The organism is Natrinema sp. CBA1119 (genome assembly GCF_002572525.1).
Lineage (GTDB): Archaea > Halobacteriota > Halobacteria > Halobacteriales > Natrialbaceae > Natrinema.
In genome coordinates this window covers 36,304-63,265 of the sequence record NZ_PDBS01000002.1, presented here as the reverse complement: position 1 = coordinate 63,265, position 26,962 = coordinate 36,304, and the positions used below count along the sequence as shown (strand labels likewise).

Here is a 26,962-nt window from a genome sequence, read left to right as displayed (position 1 = left end):
CAAAGTTCGATTTACTAAGCGCGGTTCTGAACAGATAATTGACTTCCGTCAGTTTGCATGATATATGTTGTCGGTCATTGTCTAGTTCTGAACCACCTCGGCTGATGTGTTTCCGTCGAGATCCTAATATGGTCTCTGATGGTTGTAGTAATGCATGAACTGTTCAAGCTACTCGCGGACACTCGCCCGGCTGTCCACCCACAGGGTATGGAAGCGGCCAATACACATTTTGAGTGTGAAACCACTCCCTGATGTGTTTCGGTTAGTATAGTTAACTCGACCGCTCAGTCCTATTCGTGAGAGGGCAGTCCGATAGCCGAATTGACAGACGTGAAATTCCGTCTCCGAGAGATCGGGGTTCTTGCGGAGTTTCTGGAGGAGTGCAGTTGCCAGATCAGTGCCATACTGACCAAACAACGCGACATCAAGAATTAACTTTGACTCGATGTCTATTGCATCATACAACCAAGACCACCCGCCGTTTATCTTAACAGCGGTTTCGTCAACAGCGACCCGCGACGGCGTTGCCGTCGACGGGTCACGTCCGCTGTCAGCTAGCCGAGGTATCCAATTATAGACCACCACGTGAGGGCGTTCGACGCCTAATTCAACGAAGATTATTGATGTCTCTCGAAGCGAACAGCTAGTTTCGTGGAGACAGACGGCGAACACCCTGATGGGCGTCATCGTCCGTTCGTTCCCCCAAAAATCTTCTAAATCGCGTCTAAACTCCCGTTGAGGAACTCTTCGAGTGACAGATACACTGTGACAACTTTGGCATTACTTGCTCTGACAATTTAGACACTACTACAAACATGTTCCTCACTTGAACGTGATAGTAGAATCTGTCCATTTCATAGCAGAATATTAATCAATCCCCGGTAGGTCTATACATGTGAGAGTGTATGACCAATCATAAGGATGTGCATCTATTGTCAAGATCCCGAAGGCGGAAGTGATTCTGAAGAAGACGTCCCTAGTGAAGAGATAGAAGCATCTTCAAATGACAGTGATTATAGAAGGCAGTCTTCTTCCGGGTTTCTATCGAAAGTTACAGGCATTTTCTCCTCAAGAAGGTAACATCAGTCTGACTGCTGTGATTTGTGCTGGACAAAAGCCATCCAACATTATAGTCTATCGTTCGTATCCGTCAGGTAGAAGTGGCTCACTGGGTAAGGTTCGCTAATGGAACCGAATCAATGGCTAACAAGAGAGAGGATCATCGGGAGATTGGAGTTCCAAGAATATAGACGGTACCTCTCTCTTCTCGTGTGTGCGTTTATTATCCTCACACAACTGCCAACTGTGTCTGCACACGGTGGGACTGCAACCTCGGGACTCTCACAATGGCATGGAGCCGTCATTATTCTCAGCGGAATGGCAGTCCTTGGCGGGACTCTCCTTCTAAAGCGTACGAACTATATCTCGCCGACAGTCGCAATTTATACGGTGTTCTTCGGAATTGTCGTGACTGCTGTCGGAGCTGTCCTCTTTGAAGGGTTAGCACCGGAGCCGACGTATACAGCGAGCTCAATACCGTTTCCGCGATCTTGGTACCAACCGCTTTCATTATCCGTTGGCATGCTAATTATATTGTCAAGCTTCATTATTGGATGGCTCCGATGGCCGACACGTCCTCGCTATATGTCTCTCGGAATGTTGATGGGCCTCTGGATTATGTATCCAAATCTGCTGCCAGGGTATAATAGTGATTCCCATCCGCTCGGCTATGCGATTGTCTTGAGCACCCCCCTCTTTGTGGGGTATATTCTCTGGAAAGACGCAAGGCCTGTATTTAAAGCAGTTCTACAGGATCAGGTAGCTCGGAGATTTGGAATTGGTGTTGGATTCATCATGGCACTTTTCTTTATGTCAACAACAGGATATATATCATTTATATTAGAGGACGGGGGCCCAGGAGAAGTAACGATTGCGGTCATGTCTGTGCGATACCAGCTCGTTATGTGGCCTACGCTTGAAGTATTGCTTCCAGAAGTCCCGCTGTTCTTTGCAATTTCGATCGGAGTAATTACTGTCGTAGGGTTATTGAGTGTACTGGTCGGCTTGAATGCTGCACTTATCGCTCGCTACTGGCGTGCTGAAGAACAAGCCGGAATAGCGGAGAACACCACTAAATCTGCTGCAATCCTCGGAACGTGTACTTGTGGTTGTTGTGGTCCTCTTGTGTCTCAAATCGTACTTTTAGCTGCTGGGCCAACGGTTGCAGCACCAGTATACTGGGTGTTCGTTGATGCTGCTTCTCCTTTCACTTCAATATTTGTTATATCGAGTATCCTCCTGTTCACCGGGACTCTGGTATATTCCGTCGAATCAGCACGGCTCCCCACTCATACGGTTCCCAACTCGAGCGTTTCAACGGATTGAAATAGAAGAATTCCATAGGCTTACGATAGGTCCTGAATTCTGGCCTGCTAATCCTTATTGACTTATAATTAGGACAGTTGACACTCAGCAGATGACTAAAGCTATCTCGCCTACGAGAAGGAAGTCGCTAGTAGAACCGACTCACAAACTGATCTTGCACAGTCACTTCTCTCCCATTTTTGAGACCTCCGAGCGGACGTGATCGAACATTGCTAATCACATCCGGTCATGTTTAGTTTATAGCATTATGCCAGACGGCGAAGGCTTGGAGCCACGATTTGGCTGTTGACGGTTGTGCGTGACTGAAACAGTTTGAGAATGAATAGGTACGTCGATTTATCTCGCAGAAGACACGTTCAGAAGCGTTCCGATTTCCATGTTTTTGGCTCTGTTGAAACCCTCAGAGAGTTACAGGTTCAAGCGGTAGTGTGACCGAATGCAGGCCCTCCCAAAGTCGCAGTTGCTTCGGTTCGTTGAGCAGGCGTATCACTTGGCTCGGCGAGCTACTACCCGCTACTCTTCGAAGTTCTCGAAACAGCGGTACACGCTTCATCAGCATATCGTCTTGCTCTGTCTCAAGGTACGGAAGAATACGACGTACCGAACCCTGCTTGACGAACTTATCGAGATGCCTCGGATTCGGGAAGCCATCGATCTGGAGGAACTCCCCTCTCCTTCGACGTTGTGTAAGGCGTTCAATCGACTCGATATGGCAGTTTGGCGCGTCCTGCTCAACCTCTCGATTACACTCCTCCCGACCAACGGTGTCGTCGGGATCGACGCTTCCGGCTTTGACCGCAGTCACGCCTCGAAGCACTACACGAAACGAACGAAATTAACGATTCAGCAGTTGAAAGTCACGCTCCTCGTAGATACGAGGTCGAACGCAATTATCGACGTACACATGACGACGACACGAAAACACGACTCGCAGATCGCGCCCTCGCTCATCAAGCGGAATACTGGTGAAGTAGTGATTCTCCTCGGCGACAAGGGGTACGACGACCAGAAGGTCCGTGCTTTAGCCCGTGAGACTGGTGTTCGCCCGCTCATCAAGCACCGTGAGTTTTCGTCGCTTCATAAGGCGTGGAACGCTCGGCTGGACGCCGACCTCTACGGTCAGCGTAGTCAGAACGAGACGGTGAACTCCCGGCTCAAACGGAAATATGGCTCATTCGTCCGCTCACGCCACTGGTGGAAACAGTTCCGTGAACTCGCTGTTGGCTGTCTCACCCATAACATCGACAAAACACTCTGAACGTTAGATCCAGATGAACTACTGATGGTTAACCATAGTTTACGCAGTGGAGGAGTATCCCTCTGCGAACTGTCTGACTCCCGCCCAAAGGATAATTCCAAGGACCAGAATGAGGAGAAGATTAACGAATCCCGTCCCCCAGTCTGCGAGAACCCCACTTCCCAAGACACCTACCCCCAGCGAAACCAATCCAGCGACAATTGCGAGAACACCCATTCCCAGTTCCATACTGGAACCATTCTGTTGACCGATATACGTTTGCGGCCCACCGATTCCCACGATAAGGTAAACCGCGATTCCAACCGGTGTTACTGCCAAGTATGTTGCTGTATTTGTAGTGGCGCTAATTGCTCCGTTGATTGCGAGGCTCGCTATAACACCGACGAGGGCGACGTGTGAGGCCTTCATAAAGATGGATACCGTTGCATCTCCTCATCATCCTTTTGGTGGTGAGTACGCAGTCCTACCTAACGTCTGATTCATCGGGGAAGTATCGAAACCATAGGATTTCAACAGATCCGACAAATATTATTTATGGTCAAAAATATGTCTAAATATTAGGTAAATGGGCATCATATAGACAATTAATAATATAGGAATCGAAATTACGGATGGGACGTTCCCGCTCCCAAACTCATAGATAATTACTGCTAAAAGGTATACAATCAATCCCAGAAACCACTCAATGTGATTCATATTTAGAGTAGAAAGATGGGGAACTATAACCTTTATCATATCAATCTAATTAAGTTGCGCCTTAAATATCGCATCTAAAATTAGGAAATACTCATATTTCGGATCTAATAGCACGACTAACAGTTAGAAAACTATATATATATATCCAAGTATAATAGCGAATAGTATGCCAAATAGACGGCAGTTCATTCGAGGTGTAACGGCAACGGCAGCACTTAGCGGAACTGGTATAGTTAGCGCTTCAAATCCGGAAGAGGAAGATCTCGCCTCCAAGATATTCCATGCATACGTCAAAGGGGGTCCAGACCTAGTTGGAAGATTATTAGATAAGGATGGAATAGCGCATACCCAGACAACCACAAAAGTGGGGTCTTTCGATTCTGATAAGAATGATTCTCAGATCGGAACCGCTTCTAACCATTATACTGAAAGTGACTCTGAACTGAATGTGATATTCTCAGAGCTTTCTGAGTATAATAGAATACTTTGCACAGTGAATATGAAATTGGATGGGGTTAATTCAAGTGTTAGAAGCCCAACTTTTGTACCTGATGTTATTGGTGTGGGTTTTGATGAAAATGTATGGACAACAGTTGGAACCCCCAATGTGCAGGCCATGGCTATGTCAGATGATGGTTATCACGATGCCGAATTCTGGCCAGGGAGCATTGATGGTGGAGGTCTTGCTGCAGAAGTTCATCTTGATTGGGGACCAAATGGAGGAGGTCTCCCACCAACGAGTTACATTTCATTACAGTGCGAACTCGTTACTAATGGGACTGCGGGAACTATCTGGGGGTCTTACAAACACACATGGTCCTGGGACCCAATTGGCGGGGCGATAAAGTCTATTACCGGTGGAGGACCTATAGGGGTTGATCTCGACGCAGGGACGTCGGTTTTATGGGACGAAATGATTCCTGAAGACCCAGAACCTGCTCTTCCCTGAAAAACCTGGGCTTCCAAAAATGACTGCCGCTCTTAGTTGATAAGAGCGTGTCATAGAAAGCCTCCCAAAGGAGGCCGCAGGGCTTGGAAACTGTGTCCACCAGCTCCGATGCCCTGCGAGCGGATGGCTGGATATTCGTGTACGAATCACGGTAAGTACCGGCCGAACGGTCGTACGGGTCGCACCTCCTTCGTAGCAAACCAGCACCACTCCCGACAGTGAGAACAATAGAGGTTCTGTGAACCAAATACACGCCCTCGTGAGTCCACCCTCTGTATGCAGCATACCGCTACTGACAACAATTAAATGGGTCAGTGCAAGACGTGTTAATTACGCATGTGTAGTGTGCAGTAGATTCACGTAAATACTTCTCTCAAGAAGAGGATTTCAACAGAGCCATGTTTTTCGTATCGAAATCGGAGCCCAGATCGACGGAGTGCAGTCTGGAGATGTTTTGCCCCATCGACGAGAAACACGGCATCATCAAGATCATGTTTCTCAGTGAATTCGTGCAGGAACCGTTCTGTCAACGCAGTCGTGGTCGTCGAATACAGCCGTATATGGAGTATATTGTTCGTTTCTGGATCGACAGCAGTGTACAGTCAATAGCGATGTTCGTTAAGTTGAATCACCGTCTCGTCAAGCGCGACGTGATTCGGTTCCTCGTCGACTGCCGGCTGTATATCGCATTTGTGGACCCAATCATGGACTGCCTTGCGACTGTGCTCGACACCGAACCTCTCTAATCCTCGAACGGTATTCGAAAGCGAGAAGCCAGCAAGATGGAGTCGAATACCGAGTTCCATCAGCTGACGCGGTGTCTGCTCTCGCTCCACAAAACTCAAATCGATCCAGTCGCTATACCCGCTGATGCGGTCGATTTTTGGCATTGACACCAGAAGATCGTACCGCCTCACTTTTCACGCTTAACGAAACAGCACCTCACATCCAGTAGTGTTTACATTGGCAGACTAATTAAAGCCGCCAGCATAGTAGTAATCAGGAACAATATCGAGAACTGTCTGGTCGAAATTGCTGTGGGGATAGACAATGTAATGCCCGCCCTGTAAATCATTCTAACAGCTGGTCAGTAGTCATGATTCCGTCGCGGTTATTCCTCGTCCATTGTCGAACAACGCCTAATATAGAAGTAGCAGGCTCTGTTAAAACCCTCAAGAAGTTACAGGAACGTCCGGTAGTCTGACCGAATGGAAGCCCTCCCGAAATCGCAATTGCTCCGGTTCGTTGAGCAAGCGATGCACTTGGCACGCCGAGCTGTCGCTCGCTACTCATCGAAGTTCCCCAAACGCCGGTACACACTCCACCAGCACATCGTTTTCCTCTGTCTCAAAGTTCGGAAGAACACGACTTACAGGACGCTTCTCGACGAATTCATCGAGATGCCCCGCAGTCGGAAAGCCATTAATCTAGACGAACTCCCGTCACCCTCAACGTTGTGTAAAGCGTTCAACCGGCTCGATATGGCAGTCTGACGTGTCCTGCTAAACCTCTCGATCACGCTTCTCCCGACTAACGGTGTCGTCGGGGTCGACGCTTCCGGCTTCGACCGGAGTCACGCCTCGAAACACTACACGAAGCGAACGAAGCTGACGATTCAGCAGTTGAAAGTGACACTGCTCGTAGACACGAGAGCGAATGCTATCCTCGATCTCCACGTGACGACGACCAGAAAACACGACTCACAGATCGCACCGTCGCTCATCAAGCGGAATGCCGAGAATGTGGCAATCCTCCTCGGTGACAAGGGATACGACGGTCAGAAGGTTCGCGCGTTAGCCCGTGACGCTGGTGTTCGTCCCCTCATCAAGCACCGAGAATTTTCGTCGCTCCACAAGGCGTGGAATGCTCGGCTGGACGCCGACCTCTACGGCCAACGGAGTCAGAATGAGACAGTGAACTCCAGTCTCAAACGGAAATATGGCGCATTCGTCCGCTCACGACACTGGTGGAAGCAGTTCCGTGAACTCGTTGTCGGCTGTCTCACTCACAACATCGACAAGTCGATCTGAACAGCGGATATCGAGGAACGAGACAGCGAAATGGGTCGAACGCTTCTGATTCTCGTCAAAAGAGTCGTGACCGACTCAGAGGGTGAATCGGGCGTAAGATGTGGCTCCACCAGCCACTCTCAGGAGAGTCGCGAAAGCAAAGTACGCTCAAAGCCCCTGGGTGCCTCGAGGGTCTATGAACTACTGGAAGGCAGAGTTTTTCTGCTAACACCCCGACGGAAAGGTAATGACCAACGAGCGCGGTGATGGTTCCCACCCATCCACTGAGGATACCGATCTACCTGCGGAGAACCGGGAACGGGAGCCCGGGGACTCGGACCAGCAGTTTCGCGCGCTCGTGGATGCAGTCGAAGAGTATGCCATTTTCCGACTCGACTCGGAAGGAACCGTCGTCAGCTGGAATCCCGGTGCCGAACGTATTAAAGGCTATGCAGCCGAGGAAATTATCGGGCGACATTTCTCTACGTTCTATACAGACGAAGATCGGGCAGCTAATGTTCCCGAGAATAACCTCACCGGGGCCGTTGAGCAGGGCTCCATAGAGGACGAAGGGTGGCGTGTCCGTGCTGATGGATCGCGGTTCTGGGCGAACGTGACCATCACGGCTATTCGTGATGACGATGGTGACCTGGAGGGGTTTGCGAAGGTCACCCGAGACATGACTGACCGCAAACGCGCCGAGGAAGAACACCAACTCCACTTGTCGGTAAGCCGGTCTCTAGCGGAAGCAGCATCGCTCGAAGATGGCCTGTTGGCAGTACTGGAGGACGTGTGCCACTGGACAGACTGGGAGGTCGGCCAAGCCTGGCTCGTCTCAGACGACGGTGAAGCGGAGAAACTACCGGTTTCATACGTTCAATCGAACGATTTCCAGAAATTCACTGACGAATCATCTGAGTTCAGTTTCTCTCCTGGAGAGGGCATCCCCGGCCGCGTAGTTGAAACCGCAAAACCAGTCTGGTTTCCCGATGTGACCGAGGTCTCCGAGGATATCTATCCGCGAACAGCGCTGGCAGCCGAGGTGGGGTTGAAGGCAGGCCTGGGTGTGCCAGTTCTCACGGATGAGACGGTGACCGTCGTCCTCGGGTTCTACGTGGCCGAGTCCCGAGAAGTGGACGAACATATGGTCGAGGTCGTTTCCTCGATTGCAGCTGATCTCGGGGGCTTAGTCTCCCGACGGCAGGCCGAGGACGAACTCGACCGAGAGCGCCAGTTGCTCTCGGAAATGATGGACGCCGCCCCCGTCGGGATCTCTATCTTCTCTTCGGATGGCGACGTCCAGCGGGTGAACGAGCAGGCGCTGGCGATTCGTGGCCTGCCGTTGGATGAGGACCGATTTGAAGCCGACGGTCGAACGTTTTACGACCAGGAGGGGAATCCAATCCCGTTAGAAGAGTACCCGTTTCTGAAGGTTAAGGAAACAGGTGAGCCGATCTATGATTGGACGGCTCAGGTCGAACTTCCGAACGGTCGACGAAAGTGGCTCTCGGTCGACGCCGCTCCAATCAAAACGGATGACGGGGATATCGATCGGGTGGTAATCATTGAGGAAGATCTCTCGGAACTGGGAGAGCAATATCAAGCAGTCATGGAGGCGATCAACGACGTGATCGTCACCATCGACAAGGACAGCGTCGTCAGGTCAGTGAATCCGGCGGTCGAGGACGTGTTCGGGTACAGGCAGGACGAACTGATCGGAACCTCGCTGACCAAGCTGATGCCAGACGAACTGAAAGACCAACACCGGGCCGGGATGATGCAATATCTGGAAACCGGCGAGAGGACCCTCGATTGGGATTACCTCGAACTACCCGGTCTGCGGGCCGACGGCACGGAGATCCCGCTGGCCGTCTCTTTCAGTGAGATCCGGTACCGCGGTGAGCGGTATTTCACAGGTGTCCTCCGCGACATTTCCGAGCGCAAAGAGTACCAGCGGCAGCTCGAAGCGTCCAACGAGCGCCTCGAACAGTTCGCCTACGCTGCCTCCCACGATCTCCAGGAACCGCTCCGGATGGTGTCGAGCTACCTCCGGTTGATCGAGCGGCGGTACGCGGACGAACTGGACGAGGACGGCCGGGAGTTCATCGAGTTCGCCGTCGACGGTGCCGACCGGATGCGCGACATGGTCGAAGGGCTGCTCGAGTATTCGCGGGTCGAAACGCGCGGGGACCCGTTCGAACCCGTCGATCTCGACGACGTACTCGCGGAAGTCTGCGACGACCTCACAATCAAGATCGAAGAGACTCACGCCGACGTCACTGTCGAGTCGTTGCCGACCGTCTACGGCGATGCGAGGCAATTGCGCCAGGTGTTCCAGAACCTCCTCTCTAATGCCATCACCTACAGTGGAGACGACCCACCCGATATCCATGTTGGGGCCGAACGGGCCGGCGACGAGTGGGTGCTTTCGGTCAGCGACGAGGGGATCGGCATCGACCCCGAGGATGCCGACCGTGTGTTTGAGATCTTCCAGAGCCTCCACACCACTGAGGAGGGCAGCGGCACGGGAATCGGGCTCGCGCTCTGTAAACGTATTATCGAGCGCCACGACGGCGAAATTTGGATCGACTCCGAGCCCGGCGAGGGAACGACGTTTTCGTTCACTCTTCCCGCGGCTCGTGAATCTAACAAGTGAAGGAAACTATCACCGACTTCACTGAGTCGCCGGCTAAACTACCGAATACGAAATACGCGCTGTGTATGCAGCACGCTCGCATAATTATCCATCGAAACTGGTGATTTCTCTAAGGAGCAGTCCCACACCTGCAGAACGACTATTCTGACAAGAAAGGTGTCCAGAAAATAGGATTTCAACAGAGCCAAGTAGCACCAAACTCGTCGTGGATCAGTGCCACCTTCTTATCCGTCGTCCCATGATATCATGACGTACCCCTCCTCCAGCTTCTCGCGGCTCCACAAATCGTCAATCCACACCTCTGCGTCTCCAGTGTTGTAGACGATGATCTGAATCCCCTCCACTACATCCCGCTCGAGGGGCATTGAACTCTCTTTGAAGACACCAGGGTTAGTACGGAACCAGCCAATGTCGGGAGTCTTATGAGTGACCGATCGGAGCTGATGATGTGCATAGCCACCATAGATATCGACAAGCCAAATGTCTATCACGATATTCTCACTACATTGACCAATTTGAACGCCAGTATCGAATGTACTATGAACGACGCGGCATAATGGACATATATGGTACTATCGAAAAATTCGGCTGGCAGATAACGATGTATATCGCTATTCGTGGTCGTCGCGCAGGTGTTCGATCGCGTGGAGTTCGACAACCGGGAACACTTTGGCGACAAGCAGGAAGAACAGGCCGACCATGCCGATTGTCCCGGTAATCGACGCAATCTCAATTAGACTCGGGATGTAGACGCCTGGGACCGCGGCGTAGATATTGAACGTCGGTTCCAGAAAGCCTTCAACGACAAACAGAACCTTCTCGAGGAGTGTTGCGATGAGGACAGCGATGCCTGAAACAGCGGCCCGTCGCTTAGTGAATAGTGCCGGCCGGATCGCTTGGGCGAAGATATACGAAAGCGTCAGGAAGACCAGTGACATCGAGGTAAGATAAATGGGGTTAGTAGCCCTCGCCGTGGCCGCAATTGTCAGATCGACAGGTGCCGTGAATAGCCCGGTGACGTTTTGTTGGAGTTGGAGCCAGAGGAAGAGGAGACAGAAGAATCCGAGCCACAGGAGCAGCCCGCGGAAAATATCGTCGGTGATGATGTGATCCCAGTCGTAGGCGCGGCGGAACGCCAATGAGAGGAGGATCACGCCGCTGATCGCTGAGGTCAGTGCGATGGTGAGGAACTGGGGCCCTTGGACGCCGCCGAACCAAGTCGGGTAACTCGGCAACACGGCGAACAGCCACGGAATGACGCCGCCGTGGAGCAAGAGCGGGGCCATGATGATAATCGCGAGAGCGAGCCACCAGACCATTCGCTCGACGATCTCATCTTCCTTCTCGGTGTAGCCGATCGTCATGAGTCGGTAGATCGGGTCGAGGCGATCTGGCAACTGGTCACGTAGCCGAGTCACATCGTAACGCAGGGTCAATGAGAGGTAGGTCGCTGTCAGTACAAAGTAGGCCGTGATGACGGTTACGTCCCACACTAGCGGTGAAGAGTGGACGGTGATGTGGTAGTGGCCGACGACGCTCGTGACCATCCGATCTGGCCGGCCGAGATGGACAATGATGTAAAAGCCTGCAGCAGAGAGACCGGCAATGGTCAGTAACTCGGCGAGTCGTGCAACCGGCATGTACCGATCCATCTCGAGTAGCCTGACTGCAGCCGAGAGGATGATCCCGCCGTGGGCGATACCGACCCACCAAATGAATGCGCCGATATATACCCCCCAAGTAACACCGCCGCCACTTCCCCAGTCGCCGAGCCCGGTGACTATCAGCCCCTCTTGTAGCTGATAGGCCCAGCCGATAAGGAAGAGAACAAATGCTAGCCCTGCGATGGCGACCAGCGCGAAGTATGTTTTCGAAGTTGCTCCGATTGGGCGCAAGATGTCGGCCTCGCTTGGTGTTTTTGTTCCCATCGTCCTACAGTGGGACTCATTGTCACTTCATTTACCACCGTGCTATGCATTTGCAAGTCGATAAGAGCGATCTCACCTTGAGTCCTACCCACACAGTTTCGGAGGATGGGTTATTTTGGGAAGATATTCGAGCAGATCCTACATCGTACCTACCGATCTAGTTTGTGGTCAGGGTAGACAGCGCTTCCTACGCCTATTGGAACGCCGATTAGCACCGAGACGACCGTCGCCGCCAGCACGAGCTCGAGCGTATTCGGCACTTGTGCGAGTATCAGGGAGGTTACGGGTTTGGACTGGTAGTATGATCTCCCTGGATCGTGTCAGTGAACCACGCGACGTACTGGACGAGGAAAGGATCGTCCAGTCCGTGTTCGGTGCGGAAGGCCGCAACTTCGGACGCCGGCGGGGGACTCTGGCGTTGTTTTCTAAGGATCGTGTATGCCGGATCACCCGGGGTAAGGAACACGAACCCGTACGTGATCAGCGAGACGCCGACCATCACAGCCGAGAACGATCCAGTCGAGTAAGGAGGGCACGTAGCATTTAGTGTCGGAAGGGAACTGGCGGCCGCATTTGAGCGTGCTCTAACAAGTGATTGTCGCAATGTCGAGATCGTGCAACTGTGTTTCTCGACCCTGCTTGGCCGACTGTAGGCGATCGATGGTGTAAACCGCCAATTGTCGTCCAATTAGCAAGGAGCAACTTGCCTATACAACCATATTTGAACTACTAAAATATAACTTGTAAGGGTTAGGGTTCATGATAACTGCCCCGATCATCGTAGTAACCTAAACAGGAACGGTTTGGCGTTAATGGAGAGGAGAGCCGCCACACCCCTCAGCCTTCGTTAGTCGGCAATACGCAAGGTTATGGTTGACACTCGAATCGACAATCGGCTCGTCTTACTCTTCGTCGTTGCTTGTGCCTAAATCGCCAGCGAGTAGTCTGCCACTCAATCGCGTGAGCCGGTCTACGAGTTGGGCTATGACTGAAAGATTGACCAGCCGAAGCATCTTGACTATTTCTTCTGGATGTCTGATCAGCAGTATAACGTAATCTCGAGCTTATGTTCTTTTCCGATGAAAGTCTGTTTGACGAGGCGATTGAGATGCCATTCAATGCTCTACTGACGCTCCCTACATTCATCAAATTCCGCCGTGCAGCTCTCACTGAGGGCATCTGTGGGAAATGTTTCAAGGTTAATCCCACCTCTTTCTTCCACCACCAAAAGGAGCTAACAGACGGTGAGTTTTCAATAATAATTCGAAGGTGCGAAATTACTGGCCTTTGATCCTTATCGTACTCTCTATTCATCACATCCAGTCAATCCATTCGAGTGATAGGTTAGCGCACCTGCTGAGTGGAGAGTTCGATGCAATATGCCGCAGAAAAAAGGCGCACATCAAAATCGTCCTCCAAAGTTATGTACCCTCACAAATGAAACCACAACGGCAGTCATAAGATCTGCGCATGAAAGACAAATGGTGAATCTCACGCATTATTGTAATATATTTACTATAATAAATAATAGCAACGTAGGCTCACGGATTTCTGTTAAAGCAAGACAGAGGCTGACAACGAAATTGTTTTCCTACGTCTACCGCCTAAGTCGAGTAACATCGAGAACCATGAGTTCCACACAACGGCCATCTGGAGGGGAACATTGTGCCGGTTGAACGCCTGAACACCCCACTATCGAACATGGGAGTCATCTGTCAGTCTGTCGACTATGCAGATCAACCTCGATTAAGCCGACATACTCGGTATACCACACTGGGATTGGCTGACATTCAGTCACAGGGACAATGACACTGGTGAATGATGGAAGTTGAAGTTCTGACGATGGCTTACCCGCCGCTATTCGTCTTTATAGCGGCACTGCTCGTACTCGTCCTGCCGCGTGTCACCGGCTTCGCCATCGGAGCGCTCAGCCTTGCGGCCGTGCTAGCGATCTCGCTGGTCGCGCCGGAGGGCCAGCACCTGGCTGGCACTTTCCTCGGGTTCAAGGTGGTCCCATTCTATGTCGATGAGTTCTCCCGGATGATCGGCCTCGGGCTCGGTTTTCTGGGTATCTGTAGCGTCATCTACGCTTACTCGAGTGAAGCCAGTAAGACGCTGACCGCTTTCGCTCTCGTCTACGTCTCCTCGTCAATCGGGGCGGCGTTCGCGGGCGACTGGCTCGTGCTCTTGTTTATGTGGGAACTGATGGCGGTGACCAGCACGCTGGTGGTCTGGCAGTATGGGGGTGAAGCGGTCCGAGCTGGTTTCCGGTACGCGCTCTTCCACGGCACCGCTGGGGTACTCCTGATGATGGCGGTCGCAGTCCACTATGTCAAGTCTGGCACGTTCATCTACGACGCTGCCGGCATCGCCGACGGGATTCCAGCATTGCTCGCAGTACTAGGAATGGGTATCAATGTCGCTTTCATCGGTGTTCACGTCTGGTTGCCAGACACCTACCCGCGTCCCCACTTCGCGGCTTCAGTGTTCCTTTCGGTGTATACGACGAAGACGAGCGCGTTCGTGCTTTATCGGGCGTTCCCCGTGGAAGGTCAGAGCGATCTGTCAATCTATATTGCGTACATGGGAGGCCTGATGGCCGTCTACGGTGCAACCTTTGCCCTACTGCAACACGACATGCGGGCGCTACTCTCCTACCACATCCAAGCCCAATTGGGGTATATCGTTGCTGGCATCGGAATTGGGTCTCCGATCGCTGTCGCCGGTGCGATGGCTCATCTGTTCAACAATGTTTTCTTCAAAAGCCTTCTATTCATGGCCGTCGGCGTCGTCATCTACCGGACCGGCGAGGAGGACCTCTATGAACTCGGTGGTCTCTGGCGTGAGATGCCCTTGACCGCCATCGGGTTCGGCCTCGGCGCGTTCTCGATCACCGCAATTCCAGGGTTTAACGGCTTCATCAGCAAGGGGATGCTCTTCAACGCGGCCGACCCCCACTACTACGGCCAGCCCGAGTACCAGGCGCTGTACTGGTTGCTTTACCTCGGTGCGATTGGGACTCTTTTGTCGTTCCTTAAGCTCGGTTACTACGTCTTCTTCCACGGCGATAGTGACCTTGAGGTCGCGGACGCGAAACCCGGCCAGACGGTCGCGATGCTAGGGCTTGGTGGTGCTTGTCTTCTCTTCGGCGTCTGGTGGCAGGGCCTGGCTGATCTCACTCCGATGATCCACGGCGTCGAATTCGAATACCCTGGTGGTCACGGCGAACTTCACCCCTACAGCCAAAGTCACCTCGAAACCGCAGGCATTCTGACTGCGATCGCGGTCGTCGTTTTCGTGATCGTCCGGAAGCCGCTTTCGAAACTCGATCTGGGCGATCCGGCAATGGTCGTCTTCCCCGCAACTTACTACGGTAGCCGGTGGACGATGCTCGCAGTGACCGAAACCTATGCTGCGGTTGATGACGCCGTCGTCGGCACGGTTAAACGCTGTTACTGGATTAGGAACAACCCTGTCCTTGCCGTCGACGCAGCTGCGAGTCGCCTCCCTGACTGGCTAGTTGAAGTCGACGATCACCAGCCGGCCGATGGTGGCCGGCCGTCGACAATCCACCTCCGAACAGGTATTGGGACGACTATCTTGCTGTTGACGCTCGTTCTAACCGTGATTCTGTGGCATCTTGTCGTCTGAAGCAAAAGATCCGACAGCATTCATCCTTGGTCACCAGTCGTCCTCTGATGCAGAATGGAGGCAAAAGTTCCCTACTGTAGTCCGCTACGATGTTGTAGCCTGGCTTCGAAATAGCTCCTGAGGATATTATCTATATCTCGAGGATTTTGGTCTCGACAGGCATCAGATAGTGTTTTGATCCTATACTGAGTCCCCTCTCTACTCAGCTGGTTGTGTTCAGGGATCCGTAGAGTATGTCAATGACCTTGGAAGGTCTAGCATCATAATCGACAAGGCGGTCAGAAGTCAGCTACTAAGTGCGTTTGACAACACTTATAACTTCACTCACACAAGCGAATAACTAGGTCAATACAACAATGATGAGAAGATTATTTTGACGGTCACTTTCATATATCGCCATCATGGGCCTATGAAGTTCGCGCATATTGTTAGAAGGATTACCAAGCGGTTGCGCTGGCATCAAAGTGTCTATCGTCATCGACTTATAGTGACAGAATGAATATTCACCGGTTAAGTGCGTCCAGATGTTTGGTTCGTCAAGCGTGTTGATTCCCTGGGATATAGTCTTTTAGCGTCGAGGAATCTGGAATAAGGCGGTACTTGAACCACCCTTGCAGCTGGCCCCAGCACCTTTCGACAGTGTTCAATTCGGGGGGCTTCGACAGAAAGTACCACACTTTGATGATTATCATATCGCATTCGAATTTCAAGATGGGTACAAGAAGCGGTTTACTGGATGATTTGGGAACCTCTTCAAACAATACCTAAGAGATACAGAATGTGATAAGGGAGGCGTTCACGCCGCCCGTCCTTCCAGCGGAGAGTACGCAACCTGCGACTGAGATCTGTGTACTTGTTCGAACACCATCTCAGTTGCCATCTCCGTCCAATAAAATATAAGGTATCTAGAATATAGAACTGATTATATTGGGAGATGATATTAAACGGAATCTCATCAGCAGTATACCCAGACACCCTTATTTGAGGCGTCCCAGTAAGCAAGAACGTGACTCATATTGCTACAATACGATCCTTGCTGTTTGGTCTTTCTTGGGTCCAGCGATCGTTGTTGGTCGGGCTTGCCTTGAGCGTCCTATGGGGACTCTGGGATGTCCCACCGGATGACCTGACGCTACGTGTGATCCGAGATCTACTTCTGTTTGTGTTAATTCCGAGCGTACTCGCGGTAACACATGGACGAAACCTCGGCTGGCGGGTGGATCGCCAGGTACTCCGAAATACTGCCTTGCTCGCACTATTTGTTCTTCCGTTTTACCTTGTCGGCTCCTCATTACCCACAGTACGCGCCTACTACCCGATGTGGGAAACGAGTCCTGCTCTATCGTCATTTTTTCCACACGCTGTCCAGCAGCTTGCAGTGGTGATCGCTGCCGAGACGTACTATCGAGGACTACTCTGTGTCGGTGTCCGTGAAATTGGATTCAAGAGCGTCTTTATCAGCCCTGTTCTCTATGCGTTCCACCACGTCGGTAAACCACCAATTGAGCTGCTGTTAGCTGGCCCGACGGACGTACTATTTGGTGCTGTCGATTACAACAGTAATTCTCTCCTCCCATCGATTGTCGCCCACGGACTAGGACTTATTCTTCTAGACTGGCTCGTTCTCCATGAGCCACTATTTCCCCCTGAGCAGGTCATGGAACTACTCTCGTGGTTACCAGTCCCACTCTAAGGGAGGAGAGACTAGCCATATACACCCACAGTAGATAGTCTATTCTTCAGCGACGCTGGAATGCCCACCACTTGTTTACGAAAGAGTAGCGGCTCACGCCGGCGAATACGACGATGTAGTATAGTTCCCACAACTAGTCAATAGTCCTATAAGTGGATGAGTATCTCACAGTTGTTGCCATTATATCGACGGGTCTCTCCTATCGGTCAACATAACGTAAATGCCTGAAATTCTATGTAAGGTGCCGACTAGCATGGCCTAAATTATTCGCAGGAACTAGTGCTATGCGGGAAATCGTTTTCGATGAGCAATTTAATTAATGGTCTATCCAAGTGGCTGATTCTTGGCATCATCACCAAACGGAACGGGCTGTTTCTCTGCGTCTAAACAAGGTCCTATATAGAGTATATAGTCACTATTTACACACTCGAAGGAACCAGTATTGTCACTATTGTTGTTTAAATATAAGATAGTTGTTATTAAGGTAGGTGCGGAGCGCTAGTAATATGCTAGCAATAATCTTCCTATTTTCGCAGCTACCTTGATAGGGCTAAAGGGACAAGAGTCCCATAATGGCTGACGAACCTACTGAATCACCACGGGGAAGTGCTCACAACCACGATCATGGTCAGAGTCATGACCACAACCACGATCCTGAGCAAACACTCGATCTTAGGGAGAATGAGACTATCCAGCTGTCGGTCCCAGAGATGGACTGTCCCTCCTGTGCCGGAAAAGTCGAAAACAGCGTCAAGAAACTCGGCGGAATTGAAAATATTAATCCCCAAGTGACAACTGGAACGCTGACCGTCGTCTATGACGATTCGCAAACGTCAGCGGACGCAATTAGAGAGCGTGTTGAAAAAGCAGGTTATAACGTTGAGACTGATGCTAGTGAGGAAACGGTGACTTTCACCGTTCCTGAGATGGATTGTCCATCCTGTGCTGGCAAGATCGAGAACGCACTCGACCAGATTGATGTCGTAACCTATGATACACAACCAACCACTGGGAACGTTGTCGTGACGTACGACTCGTCATCACTCTCCGCCGACGAGATCACCGATGCGATCGAAGGAGCTGGTTACGAGATCACCGGCTCCTCGGCAGAGAAAGGTCTTGATACTGACAACGATTCAGCCAGACGTGAGAGCGTCTGGACCAGCTCGCGTGCGATTAAAACGTGGATCAGTGGTGGATTCGTCGCACTGGGTCTTCTATTCGAGTTCCTCCTCACCAGCCAGAATGCCCTTCTGGCGACATTCATCGGCCGGGAACTGTTCGCCGCGGACATCCTTTTCCTCATAGCCATCGGGATCGCTGGCCAAGTGATCTTCCGTAACGGCTACTACTCACTTCTGAACCGGAATTTGGATATCGACCTGCTGATGTCCATCGCCATCGGCGGTGCCGTCATCGCGGGGCTCGTGTTCGGCGAGTCGCTCTACTTCGAGGCCGCGACGCTGGCATTTCTCTTCAGCGTCTCCGAACTCCTCGAGCGGTACTCGATGGATCGCGCTCGTAACTCTCTGCAGGAGCTCATGGACCTCTCGCCGGACGAGGCCACAGTTAGACGTGACGGCGACGAAGTCACGGTCCCCGTCGACGAGGTGTCCGTCGGTGAGATCGTCGTCGTCCGGCCCGGAGAGAAGATTCCGCTAGATGGCGCCGTTTGTGAGGGGGAGAGCGCTGTCAACCAAGCACCGATCACCGGCGAGAGCATTCCTGTGGACAAGACGCCGGGAGACGAGGTGTTCGCCGGCAGTATCAATGAAGAGGGCTATCTTGAAGTTGAAGTCACCTCCGAATCTGGCGATAACACCCTCTCGCGGATCGTCGAGATGGTTGAGGACGCCCAGGCCAACAAGACCGAACGTGAGCAGTTCGTTGATCGGTTTTCGGCATACTATACGCCGGCCGTCGTCTCGTTTGGTGTCCTTGTCGCGCTCGTTCCACCGCTAGTCTTCGGCGGCTCGTGGGTCACCTACATTGTCTACGGACTGACGCTGCTCGTACTGGCCTGTCCCTGTGCCTTCGTCATTTCGACGCCCGTGTCCGTAGTGTCGGGCATCACCAGCGCCGCGAAGAACGGCGTACTCATCAAGGGTGGGAACCACCTCGAGGCGATGGGCGATGTCGACGCCATCGCGATGGATAAGACGGGAACCCTCACGAAGGGCGAACTCACCGTTACCGATATCATCCCCCTCAACGATAACACGGAGGACGATGTCCTACGGTGTGCTCGCGGACTCGAATCACGGAGTGAACACCCTATTGGCGAGGCCATCATCGACAGGGCGGCCGACCGGAACGTCAGTGATCGCGACGTCTCGGACTTCGAGAGCCTCACTGGGAAAGGCGTTCGTGCAGACCTTGATGGAACGACCCATTACGCTGGCAAGCCAGGGTTATTCGAGGAATTGGGCTTCGACCTCGGCCACGTTCACGCCGCGACCGACGGCGGCGTTGTCACCCAAAAAACCCAGCAGATCTGCGAAAAAAATCGGTGTCTCGATCTGCTCGAGGGTGTCGTTCCTGGCCTCCAAGCCGAGGGGAAGACGGTCGTCTTAGTCGGCACCGAAAATGAGCTCGAGGGGATAATCGCCGTCGCCGACGAAGTCCGCCCGGCGGCAAAGCGTACTATCGAACGACTTCACGACCTCGGCATCGAGCAGATTATCATGCTCACTGGCGACAACGAGCGTACTGCTCGTGCTATCGCTGCAGAAGTTGGCGTCGACGAGTATCGGGCTGAACTCCTCCCAGACGAGAAAGTCGAAGCCATCCAGGAACTCGATGACCAGTACGGCGGCGTTGCGATGGTTGGCGATGGCGTCAACGATGCACCGGCACTCGCGACGGCAACGGTCGGCGTCGCGATGGGTGCCGCGGGAACGGATACGGCGCTCGAAACGGCAGACATCGCGCTCATGGCCGACGATCTCACGAAACTCCCGTATCTCTATGAACTCTCACACGACGCTAATAGCGTCATCCGCCAGAATATCTGGTCGAGTCTTGCCGCCAAGTCCCTCCTCGCGCTGGGGGTTCCGTTTGGTCTCGTTCCTGTCTGGGCAGCAGTTCTCATCGGTGATGCCGGTATGACGACCGCCGTCACTGGGAACGCGATGCGGCTGTCACGTATCTCCCCTGAAAAGCTACTCGATCGATCGCCGACGCAGAGCGACCATCCAGACAAGGGTGAGAGCTTCAATGAGTGACTTTCCGCCACGGACAACCATCAAGCGGTGGCTGGTGACAACCAACCATAAGGATGTCGGGATCCTCTATCTGGGGACCGCGCTGTTCTTCCTCGTCGCCGGCGGCGTCCTTGCACTGTTATTCCGCATCCAGCTGTGGGAGGCCGGGGGGACCGGCTTCCTCACGAACACCGAGTATAATCAGGCAGTTTCGATACACGGCCTGTTGATGGTGTTCTGGTTCATCTCGCCGATTGGCTTTGGGTTCGCGAACTACGTCGTCCCGCTACAGATCGGTGCGAAAGACCTCGCATTCCCGCGTCTGAATGCACTGAGCTACTGGTTCTACCTCTTCTCAGGACTACTCGTCCTCGTCTCGTTCTTCCAAGGTGTGACATGGGCAAACGGCTGGTACATGTACGCACCGCTGAACGTTCCCATCTATAATCCTGGCTACACGCTGACGATGGGCGGGAACACAACAATCCTCGCACTTACCCTGTTCGTCCTATCGACTACCCTCAGCACGGTAAACTTCCTGACGACGATACATCGCTACCGTGCTGAGGGGCTCGGTCTGTGGAACATGCCGCTGTTCACGTGGGGTATCCTGCTGACGGTCTGGATGATGCTGTTCGCCTTCGCGGCACTGCTAGCCGCACTCATTCTTCTGCTGACCGACCGCCTCTTGCTGACCCAGTACTACTCCGCGACACAACAGGGATCGAGCCTGCTGTGGGCGCACCTATTCTGGTTCTTCGGCCATCCAGAGGTGTACATCGTCTTCTTCCCCGCACTGGGGATCATGTTCGAGACATTCCAAACGTTCACCGGGCGACGACTAGTCGGCCGGAAGTGGGTCATTATCGCGATGGTCCTCGTCGCAGTGCAGTCGTTCCTCGTCTGGATGCACCACATGTTCTTATCGACGATCAACCTCCCGATCAAGACGCTCTTTATGGCGACAACGATCGGAATCTCGCTGCCGTTCGACCTGATGGTCTTCTCGATGATCTATACAATGGTCAAAGGTCGCATCCGGTTTACGACGCCGTTCCTGTTTAACCTCGGTGCACTCGTGTTGTTCATCCTCGGCGGGATCACCGGCGTCTTCCTCGGTGCGGTCGTCCTCGACTACGAGTTCCGCGGGACCTACTGGGTCGTCGCTCACTTCCACTACGTGATGGTCTCCGGCGTCACCGCACTGTTCGGCGGCCTCTACTACTGGTGGCCCAAGATCACCGGGAAGATGTACGACGAACGGCTCGGGAAGCTTAGCTTCGCCGTCTACTTCCTCGGCTTCAACCTACTGTATTTCCCGATGTTCCTCGCGTGGGAGACGCCGCGGCGCGTCTTCAACTACGCCGAGAGCGCACAGATCTACCACCAGATCGCGACCGTCGGGGCGTTCATCCTCGGTGCAGGGGTGCTGCTCGTGTTTATCACGCTCGGGAAGAGTTTCCTGTCCGGCCCCGACGCGCCGGACAACCCGTGGACGTTCTCGCGAACCGCCGAGTGGGCGATCCCCTCGCCCCCGCCGCTCGAGAACTGGCCGGACCGGCCGAGTTACGCCAGCGGGAAGCTCGAGTTTGTCGACGATAGCTCGTCGGCCGCGACCGACGGCGGTGCAGCGGCACACGAACGAATCGGGGAGGGTAAGTCGCTCGAGGAGGACCACGAGGACCACGCGAGCATTTGGCCGTTCGGTATCGGCGTCGGTATGTTCGTCATGTTCTTCGGACTATCAGGACTGACCCCCTATGTCGCCGAGTTCGCCACCTCACGCGGGGCAGATCTCGCTGGCCAGACGGCGGGACAGCAAAATATTCTCTACCCCGCGCTCTCGCTTGTCGGTGCTGCCATCCTTCTGGGGGCGCTCTTCCAATACGGGCGCGAGGAGTTCAACGCGCCCGACATGGAGATTGCCGAGCGCTGGCCGTTCGAGGGCGTCGGCACGACGAAGACCGGCGTCTGGTTCTTCTTAGCCTCTGACGTGGTTGTCTTCGGTGCCATCATCGGTGCGTATATATTTATGCGCGTGTACTCTGGATGGAATGAAATCGGAGTCGTGCCGCCCTCGGAAATCATCGGTCTAATCAACACCTACGTCCTGCTCACCTCAAGTTTCACCGTCGTCATTGCTTTGGTAATGGCCGAACGTGGGAATAAGAGAGGGCTATTGGCATCATTGGGGACGACCCTGTTGCTTGGTCTGACATTCCTTGCGATCAAGGGCTATGAGTGGAGTCAAGAGTTCGCTCACGGGATCTACTGGTTCACCGACCTCCAGTACTCAATGTACTTCGTAACAACAGGTTTACATGCATTACACGTCATTCTTGGCCTGTTCATTGCGGCGTTCATGATCTACCGAGTCGTGACCGTCGATGCCTATCTCGAGGACAACCGCCCAGTGGAGTACTTCGGGCTTTACTGGCACTTCGTCGACATCGTCTGGGTCTTTCTCTTCCCGCTATTCTACTTGATGTAGTGGCTCATCGCTACGCAGGTACCTTTTCTCACTGTTTGCGGTTGAACATATTAACTGAGTTGCGTAGAGGGGTCATAGAACTCTTTTCATATTGAATGATTGTGCTTCTTGGATTGCCTCCGTGTTCGGAGTTGGTGATGATGACGAGCTGAAGCAAGGTGGAAAATCGAATGGAGGTGTTCCCAAAAACAATATAACCGACCAAATCACAGTACCCAGAATATTATCACGATAAGATATAGAAGATACACGCCATCAAGGGCCAGAACCTGCCAGCGCTCAAAACCATGTTCACCGACCGAGCCGACGTGAATGAGTAAACCAAACATCGCTGCCACGATGGCCACGAATGTGAGGTTCACCCAGTACAACTGGAAGTTCTCGATCGGGACGGTAACAACAGCTAGCGGGAGGAACGCCACGGTCATCGTCACAGCGTTATCGCCGATGACGCTCGTCGTCCCGGCGGTCACCTGGCCACTTTTGACGACGCTTCTGGTGGCAAAGATCTCGGGGAGTGCCGTGACAATCGCCGTAATAAACAATCCTCCGATGAGCCGGGTGATTCCCAGACCGGCCACGATGTTCTCTGTTGCACGGACGGTTGTATATGCTCCCGCGGCGAGTGCGATTAACCCAGCAACAGCGAGACCGATCTCTTTTCTCTTCCATTCAACATCCTCTGGAGAAGAACGGCCACGGATGAATGCCTGTCCCAGATATACGAGGTACGCCGCACCCATAACCACCCCGTCCAACGGTTGAAGCCCTCGAACTGGTTCGGGTACGGTGAGGATGGCGACGAGGGCGAGTATTCCTAAGTACGGCACGGTGAGGACGTGGACTGCATCACGACCAATACGGAGCAAATTTTCCTGCCGGTGCTGTTCATGGCCTGCTTCTAGCCTGTTAGACTGGCCAGTGGATCCATTACTGCCACTATCGTCATTCTCACCGTTTCCGCCCCCCAAACTTTCTGTGCGAGACACAAAGTAGGCAGTCGTGACGATGAGGGGAACGGAGACGATGTTGGACCCGAGCATCATTCCGAGACCGATATCTGAGACGCCTCGGTAAGCGCTGATGGTATTAATACCGATTTCAGAGCCAGCAGCGGCGATCCCGACGAGTGCACCACCGGCAACGGCAGTCAGACCCCACTGGCGGCGGACCTTTTTGAGTGGTGCACTTAGTTTGTCAGCCCCCCAGTGAGCGACGAATGCACCGATAACGAGAACACCAGCCCAGATGAGGAGTGGCATTTGGACCATTTGGAGGTACTATGCTTACCTAATAGAGCGCACCACATACGTGTTATCCGGATATCCATCCCACGAAACTGCGTTTTTCTGGAAATGTGCCAAGCAAAAGCGATGAAAGCGGGAGCCGCATGAGCGATAATTCTATGACCTCATCAGTCGTCGCCCTGACGGGAGACAGGAAACCGAAAGTTGATCCCGGCGTCGCTGAGCTGCCATCTGATCTCGAGGCCAGCCCAGAGCAATCCCGTGAGTAGTGCGATCCCAATAACAGCGAACTCGGATTGGCCTATCCAGACCGGACTTACGAACAGGAGGGCATTGTAGATCCGATGCGGAAGAATCGTCTCGATGAGTCCACCGAGGAACTCGAGCGGTTCGAAGCCGAACAGCCCGTCGCTGCCGTCGTCACCGTCGCCGCCGGTCTCGGCCGCGGTGCGTGACTCAAGGTCGAGCGCGGCCGCACTCTGCCCACCCGTGCTTTCGTCGCCGGTCTCGAGACGTTCAGCCTCGTAGGGGAGCGTTGATGGGACCTGCCAGACAATATCGCCGGACTGATTGACTTCTATCACTCGGTTGCCGTGGGTGTCAGTGATGAGCGTGTTCCCATTGGGGAGTCGGTCGGCGTCGCGGGGCCACTGGATACGGTCGTCCTCCCACTGCCAGGTACGGTTCCACTCGCCGTCCTCGCGCTGGAACTCTTGGACGCGGCCGTTCTCAGAGTCGGCGACGACGACGGCCGGACCGCCCTCACTCTCAGGGATGTAGTCAGGGTTGTGCTGTTCGTACTGGATATCGTAGTCGTTCTCACTTCCAAGCGTCCAGTTCCCAAGCAGGCCCTCTTGTCGATCGAGAAAGACAACCTGATCCTGATTTCGGAGGCTAACCATGATTCGACCCTCCATTTCTCCCGATTCGATGTATTCGACGTCGTTAATATGAGCCCAGTCGCGAGGGTACGAGCCGCCTTCCTCAACGGGGAAGTCGCTCTGTGCATCCCAAAGCCAGTCAACGACCTCCGTCTCGGTGTTGACGATGAACACTTGATCCGAGACCATATCGGCGACGACGACGTGGGTCTCATTGATACGATCCGCGTCATGCCACTCACCGGCGTATTCCTTGTAGTCGTAGCGCTCATAGATGACCTCAACCTCCCCAGTCTCGAGGTCGGCTCGTTCGATAACGTTCCGGGTACATGGCGGGTTGCCACAGGTGGGACCTTCCGTGTGGATTGTATCTGTAGCGGTGTACTCAACGGTCAGGGGATCTCCCTCGACGGGGTCAGCATCGAAGTACTTCGTCCGCGTATTGTTGTAGTAGAGGACTTCTCCGTCAGGCGCGTAAGCAGTAATCGTCCCAGCTCGTCCTGATTCAGTGACAACAGTGTGATTCTCCGTCGGCGGTGCCTCTGGGACATCGTCCTTTGATGCCGTCGAAATTCCTCCTGTCGATGCGCTAGCGACTACAGTCGCCGAAAGGAGGATAATAACGGCGAAGGCGACCCGGAGTCGGTTCCGCGAGAGTAACGATCGGACGTGAGCGAGCGAGCGACGTGATCGATCCGTCACGGTTCAGTCCTCCACAAGAATAGGAGCGCTGGCTGAGGTTCCATTGCTCTTTGTTTTCGAATGGAGATACTAGTATCTTTTTGCATTCCTTCGCGCTGTGGATCCACTTACTAGAATATAGATCTCAAAGGGACACCCTATGGCGAATCCGCCACCTACCAACAACGGTATCAAGACTGACCTAATACGTTCATGCTCAAGAAGTTCGCAATAGAATTCGTCATGGGCGGTTGATCTCTGGCACGTGAAGGTTGTTTGAGGCGAAAGTTGTACTTCCTATCCTGACCAGACAAGCGCATAAATAAACGTGAACAGGAAGTAGACGAGGAACACGGAGATGGCTGCCTTGAAGTGAAATGTGAAGAGTTCGTACTCCTCGTCGTCGCGCTCCTCATCAAATGCCTCACGTTCGACATCAGAACACTCCTCAGTATGATCAATGCCGATGTGAAACGTCATAGAGCGCTTGGACCGGAACGGCCGCTCACAGTAGGGACAGGTCTCGCCTTCGTCCGTCGGCACCTTGTACTCCCGTTCGATCACGTGATCGGTCGCCATTCGTTCGACTGTTGTAATGGCGTGATGAAATGCTTGCCGTTTCGAAAACCTCACGTATCGTATTCGTCTCGTGGCCATCCCACTTTAACCTTGGACCAGTCAGTTCGGGATGTACGGCGGATTCATTGTTCCTTGTGAGACGAGATAGAGGCTCACCATCGTGAAAAAGATCATGACGACGATGAGCGGATACTGACTCCTGATCGCCTGGAGCTTTCCAGGAAACAGTTCGAAGGAGATAGTGTGTGCGATCCACACTGCGAGGACGTGGCCGAGCAGAATGCCAGCGATCTCGATATAGTTGAACCAGCCTGGCAACGCATATCGGGTCGGGTTCGGCGGCGGGTCCAATGGCATCGCCAAGGCGTCAAGCAGCGACGGCCATAGCGAAACTCCGAACCCGACGTAGTGCGCGAGGTGATAGCCGGCCGCGATGGCCAGCAATGGCGTGGCGAACCGAAGCCCGAGGTATCGACGGGAGAGATAGGTCTCGGCCCGCTCGCGGGTCCGGTCGATTGCGGTCCAGTATACCTTCCAGAACAGGCCGAAGCCACCGACGAGAAACGCCAGATAGACAAGTAAGGGAGGTACACCAAGCCCGACGAGGAATTCAATGGTCTGGACACCTATAGTAACCGTTAGAATTTTCCGCCCG

Annotated in this window: 15 protein-coding genes and 6 pseudogenes; 9 read left to right on the top strand and 12 right to left on the bottom strand. The window is 53.2% G+C overall.

The genetic code is table 11. The features are described from left to right. Positions 1-123: 123 nt before the first annotated feature. Positions 124-720 (bottom strand): annotated as a pseudogene (locus CP556_RS20370) (DDE-type integrase/transposase/recombinase); the annotation flags it as partial. Positions 721-1,185: 465 nt separating this feature from the next. Here CP556_RS20370 and CP556_RS25500 point away from each other — a divergent pair. After that, a complete protein-coding gene (locus tag CP556_RS25500) occupies positions 1,186-2,385 on the top strand; it encodes a hypothetical protein (protein WP_141551726.1) in 1,200 nt (399 codons plus the stop codon). A 232-nt stretch (positions 2,386-2,617) separates the two neighbouring features. Here the strand turns inward: CP556_RS25500 and CP556_RS20365 are convergent. Then, positions 2,618-2,776: pseudogene (locus tag CP556_RS20365) on the bottom strand (IS6 family transposase); the annotation flags it as partial. 45 nt (positions 2,777-2,821) lie between these two features. Between CP556_RS20365 and CP556_RS20360 the strand changes: the two are divergent. Beyond that, complete coding sequence (locus CP556_RS20360; RefSeq protein WP_098727535.1) at positions 2,822-3,643, top strand: IS5 family transposase; 822 nt, start codon at positions 2,822-2,824, stop codon at positions 3,641-3,643. A 39-nt stretch (positions 3,644-3,682) separates the two neighbouring features. Here CP556_RS20360 and CP556_RS20355 read toward each other — a convergent pair whose 3' ends face one another. Then, positions 3,683-4,051 carry a hypothetical protein gene (locus tag CP556_RS20355; RefSeq protein WP_098727534.1) on the bottom strand — a complete coding sequence of 123 codons (369 nt, stop codon included), beginning with the start codon at positions 4,049-4,051 and terminating at the stop codon, positions 3,683-3,685. 454 nt (positions 4,052-4,505) lie between these two features. On the opposite strand from CP556_RS20355, the gene CP556_RS25495 reads away from it, so the two are divergent. After that, the gene (locus tag CP556_RS25495; protein WP_141551725.1) at positions 4,506-5,288 is read left to right on the top strand and encodes a twin-arginine translocation signal domain-containing protein; all 783 of its coding nucleotides are present in this window, start codon (positions 4,506-4,508) and stop codon (positions 5,286-5,288) included. 392 nt (positions 5,289-5,680) lie between these two features. Here the strand turns inward: CP556_RS25495 and CP556_RS20345 are convergent. Together CP556_RS20345 and CP556_RS26900 are read right to left on the bottom strand one after the other, a co-directional pair. Next, positions 5,681-6,178: pseudogene (locus CP556_RS20345) on the bottom strand (IS6 family transposase); the annotation flags it as partial. Positions 6,179-6,262: 84 nt separating this feature from the next. After that, a pseudogene (locus CP556_RS26900) lies at positions 6,263-6,437 on the bottom strand (polysaccharide deacetylase family protein); the annotation flags it as partial. A 59-nt stretch (positions 6,438-6,496) separates the two neighbouring features. Here CP556_RS26900 and CP556_RS20340 point away from each other — a divergent pair. Together CP556_RS20340 and CP556_RS26145 are read left to right on the top strand one after the other, a co-directional pair. After that, positions 6,497-7,318 (top strand): annotated as a pseudogene (locus CP556_RS20340) (IS5 family transposase). 226 nt (positions 7,319-7,544) lie between these two features. Beyond that, the gene (locus tag CP556_RS26145; RefSeq protein WP_176548269.1) at positions 7,545-9,953 is read left to right on the top strand and encodes a PAS domain S-box protein; all 2,409 of its coding nucleotides are present in this window, start codon (positions 7,545-7,547) and stop codon (positions 9,951-9,953) included. Positions 9,954-10,177: 224 nt separating this feature from the next. Here the strand turns inward: CP556_RS26145 and CP556_RS26895 are convergent, their stop codons facing one another. From CP556_RS26895 to CP556_RS26890, 3 genes are all read right to left on the bottom strand, one after another. Further along, on the bottom strand, positions 10,178-10,318 hold the full coding sequence (locus CP556_RS26895; protein WP_255291533.1) for a hypothetical protein: 141 nt from the start codon (positions 10,316-10,318) through the stop codon (positions 10,178-10,180). A gap of 246 nt (positions 10,319-10,564) precedes the next feature. Further along, complete coding sequence (nrfD, locus tag CP556_RS20315; RefSeq protein WP_098727532.1) at positions 10,565-11,881, bottom strand: NrfD/PsrC family molybdoenzyme membrane anchor subunit; 1,317 nt, start codon at positions 11,879-11,881, stop codon at positions 10,565-10,567. A 280-nt stretch (positions 11,882-12,161) separates the two neighbouring features. Beyond that, positions 12,162-12,380, bottom strand: coding sequence for a hypothetical protein (locus tag CP556_RS26890; protein ID WP_255291532.1), 219 nt, complete (start codon positions 12,378-12,380; stop codon positions 12,162-12,164). 1,322 nt (positions 12,381-13,702) lie between these two features. Between CP556_RS26890 and CP556_RS20300 the strand changes: the two genes are divergently transcribed. From CP556_RS20300 to CP556_RS20285, 4 genes are all read left to right on the top strand, one after another. Then, positions 13,703-15,532, top strand: coding sequence for a Na(+)/H(+) antiporter subunit D (locus tag CP556_RS20300; protein ID WP_098727693.1), 1,830 nt, complete (start codon positions 13,703-13,705; stop codon positions 15,530-15,532). Positions 15,533-16,565: 1,033 nt separating this feature from the next. Next, a complete protein-coding gene (locus tag CP556_RS20295; protein WP_394340748.1) occupies positions 16,566-17,225 on the top strand; it encodes a CPBP family glutamic-type intramembrane protease in 660 nt (219 codons plus the stop codon). A 572-nt stretch (positions 17,226-17,797) separates the two neighbouring features. Then, positions 17,798-20,449, top strand: a complete 2,652-nt coding sequence (locus CP556_RS20290; RefSeq protein ID WP_098727529.1) for a heavy metal translocating P-type ATPase — start codon at positions 17,798-17,800, stop codon at positions 20,447-20,449. Continuing rightward, positions 20,442-22,919 carry a cbb3-type cytochrome c oxidase subunit I gene (locus CP556_RS20285; protein ID WP_098727528.1) on the top strand — a complete coding sequence of 826 codons (2,478 nt, stop codon included), beginning with the start codon at positions 20,442-20,444 and terminating at the stop codon, positions 22,917-22,919. The genes CP556_RS20290 and CP556_RS20285 overlap by 8 nt, the downstream gene beginning before the upstream one ends. A gap of 206 nt (positions 22,920-23,125) precedes the next feature. On the opposite strand, the gene CP556_RS20280 is transcribed toward CP556_RS20285, so the two are convergent. The 4 genes and pseudogenes from CP556_RS20280 to CP556_RS20265 form a co-directional block, all read right to left on the bottom strand. Next, complete coding sequence (locus tag CP556_RS20280) at positions 23,126-24,181, bottom strand: sodium:calcium antiporter (protein ID WP_098727692.1); 1,056 nt, start codon at positions 24,179-24,181, stop codon at positions 23,126-23,128. A 152-nt stretch (positions 24,182-24,333) separates the two neighbouring features. After that, the gene (locus CP556_RS20275) at positions 24,334-25,749 is read right to left on the bottom strand and encodes an aryl-sulfate sulfotransferase (RefSeq protein WP_098727527.1); all 1,416 of its coding nucleotides are present in this window, start codon (positions 25,747-25,749) and stop codon (positions 24,334-24,336) included. Positions 25,750-26,025: 276 nt separating this feature from the next. Next, positions 26,026-26,307 carry a DUF7410 domain-containing protein gene (locus CP556_RS20270; RefSeq protein ID WP_098727526.1) on the bottom strand — a complete coding sequence of 94 codons (282 nt, stop codon included), beginning with the start codon at positions 26,305-26,307 and terminating at the stop codon, positions 26,026-26,028. Positions 26,308-26,406: 99 nt separating this feature from the next. Continuing rightward, a pseudogene (locus tag CP556_RS20265) lies at positions 26,407-26,934 on the bottom strand (hypothetical protein); the annotation flags it as partial. Positions 26,935-26,962: the final 28 nt, after the last annotated feature.

What these genes read in the sequence shown, in the direction of transcription:
- CP556_RS25500 (WP_141551726.1), top strand. Translation starts at nt 1,186, where the DNA reads ATGGAACCGAATCAATGGCTAACAAGAGAGAGGATCATCGGGAGATTG.
- CP556_RS20360 (WP_098727535.1), top strand. Translation starts at nt 2,822, where the DNA reads ATGCAGGCCCTCCCAAAGTCGCAGTTGCTTCGGTTCGTTGAGCAGGCG.
- CP556_RS20355 (WP_098727534.1), bottom strand. Translation starts at nt 4,051, where the DNA reads ATGAAGGCCTCACACGTCGCCCTCGTCGGTGTTATAGCGAGCCTCGCA.
- CP556_RS25495 (WP_141551725.1), top strand. Translation starts at nt 4,506, where the DNA reads ATGCCAAATAGACGGCAGTTCATTCGAGGTGTAACGGCAACGGCAGCA.
- CP556_RS26145 (WP_176548269.1), top strand. Translation starts at nt 7,545, where the DNA reads ATGACCAACGAGCGCGGTGATGGTTCCCACCCATCCACTGAGGATACC.
- CP556_RS26895 (WP_255291533.1), bottom strand. Translation starts at nt 10,318, where the DNA reads ATGCCCCTCGAGCGGGATGTAGTGGAGGGGATTCAGATCATCGTCTAC.
- nrfD (WP_098727532.1), bottom strand. Translation starts at nt 11,881, where the DNA reads ATGGGAACAAAAACACCAAGCGAGGCCGACATCTTGCGCCCAATCGGA.
- CP556_RS26890 (WP_255291532.1), bottom strand. Translation starts at nt 12,380, where the DNA reads ATGGTCGGCGTCTCGCTGATCACGTACGGGTTCGTGTTCCTTACCCCG.
- CP556_RS20300 (WP_098727693.1), top strand. Translation starts at nt 13,703, where the DNA reads ATGGAAGTTGAAGTTCTGACGATGGCTTACCCGCCGCTATTCGTCTTT.
- CP556_RS20290 (WP_098727529.1), top strand. Translation starts at nt 17,798, where the DNA reads ATGGCTGACGAACCTACTGAATCACCACGGGGAAGTGCTCACAACCAC.
- CP556_RS20285 (WP_098727528.1), top strand. Translation starts at nt 20,442, where the DNA reads ATGAGTGACTTTCCGCCACGGACAACCATCAAGCGGTGGCTGGTGACA.
- CP556_RS20280 (WP_098727692.1), bottom strand. Translation starts at nt 24,181, where the DNA reads ATGCCACTCCTCATCTGGGCTGGTGTTCTCGTTATCGGTGCATTCGTC.
- CP556_RS20270 (WP_098727526.1), bottom strand. Translation starts at nt 26,307, where the DNA reads ATGGCGACCGATCACGTGATCGAACGGGAGTACAAGGTGCCGACGGAC.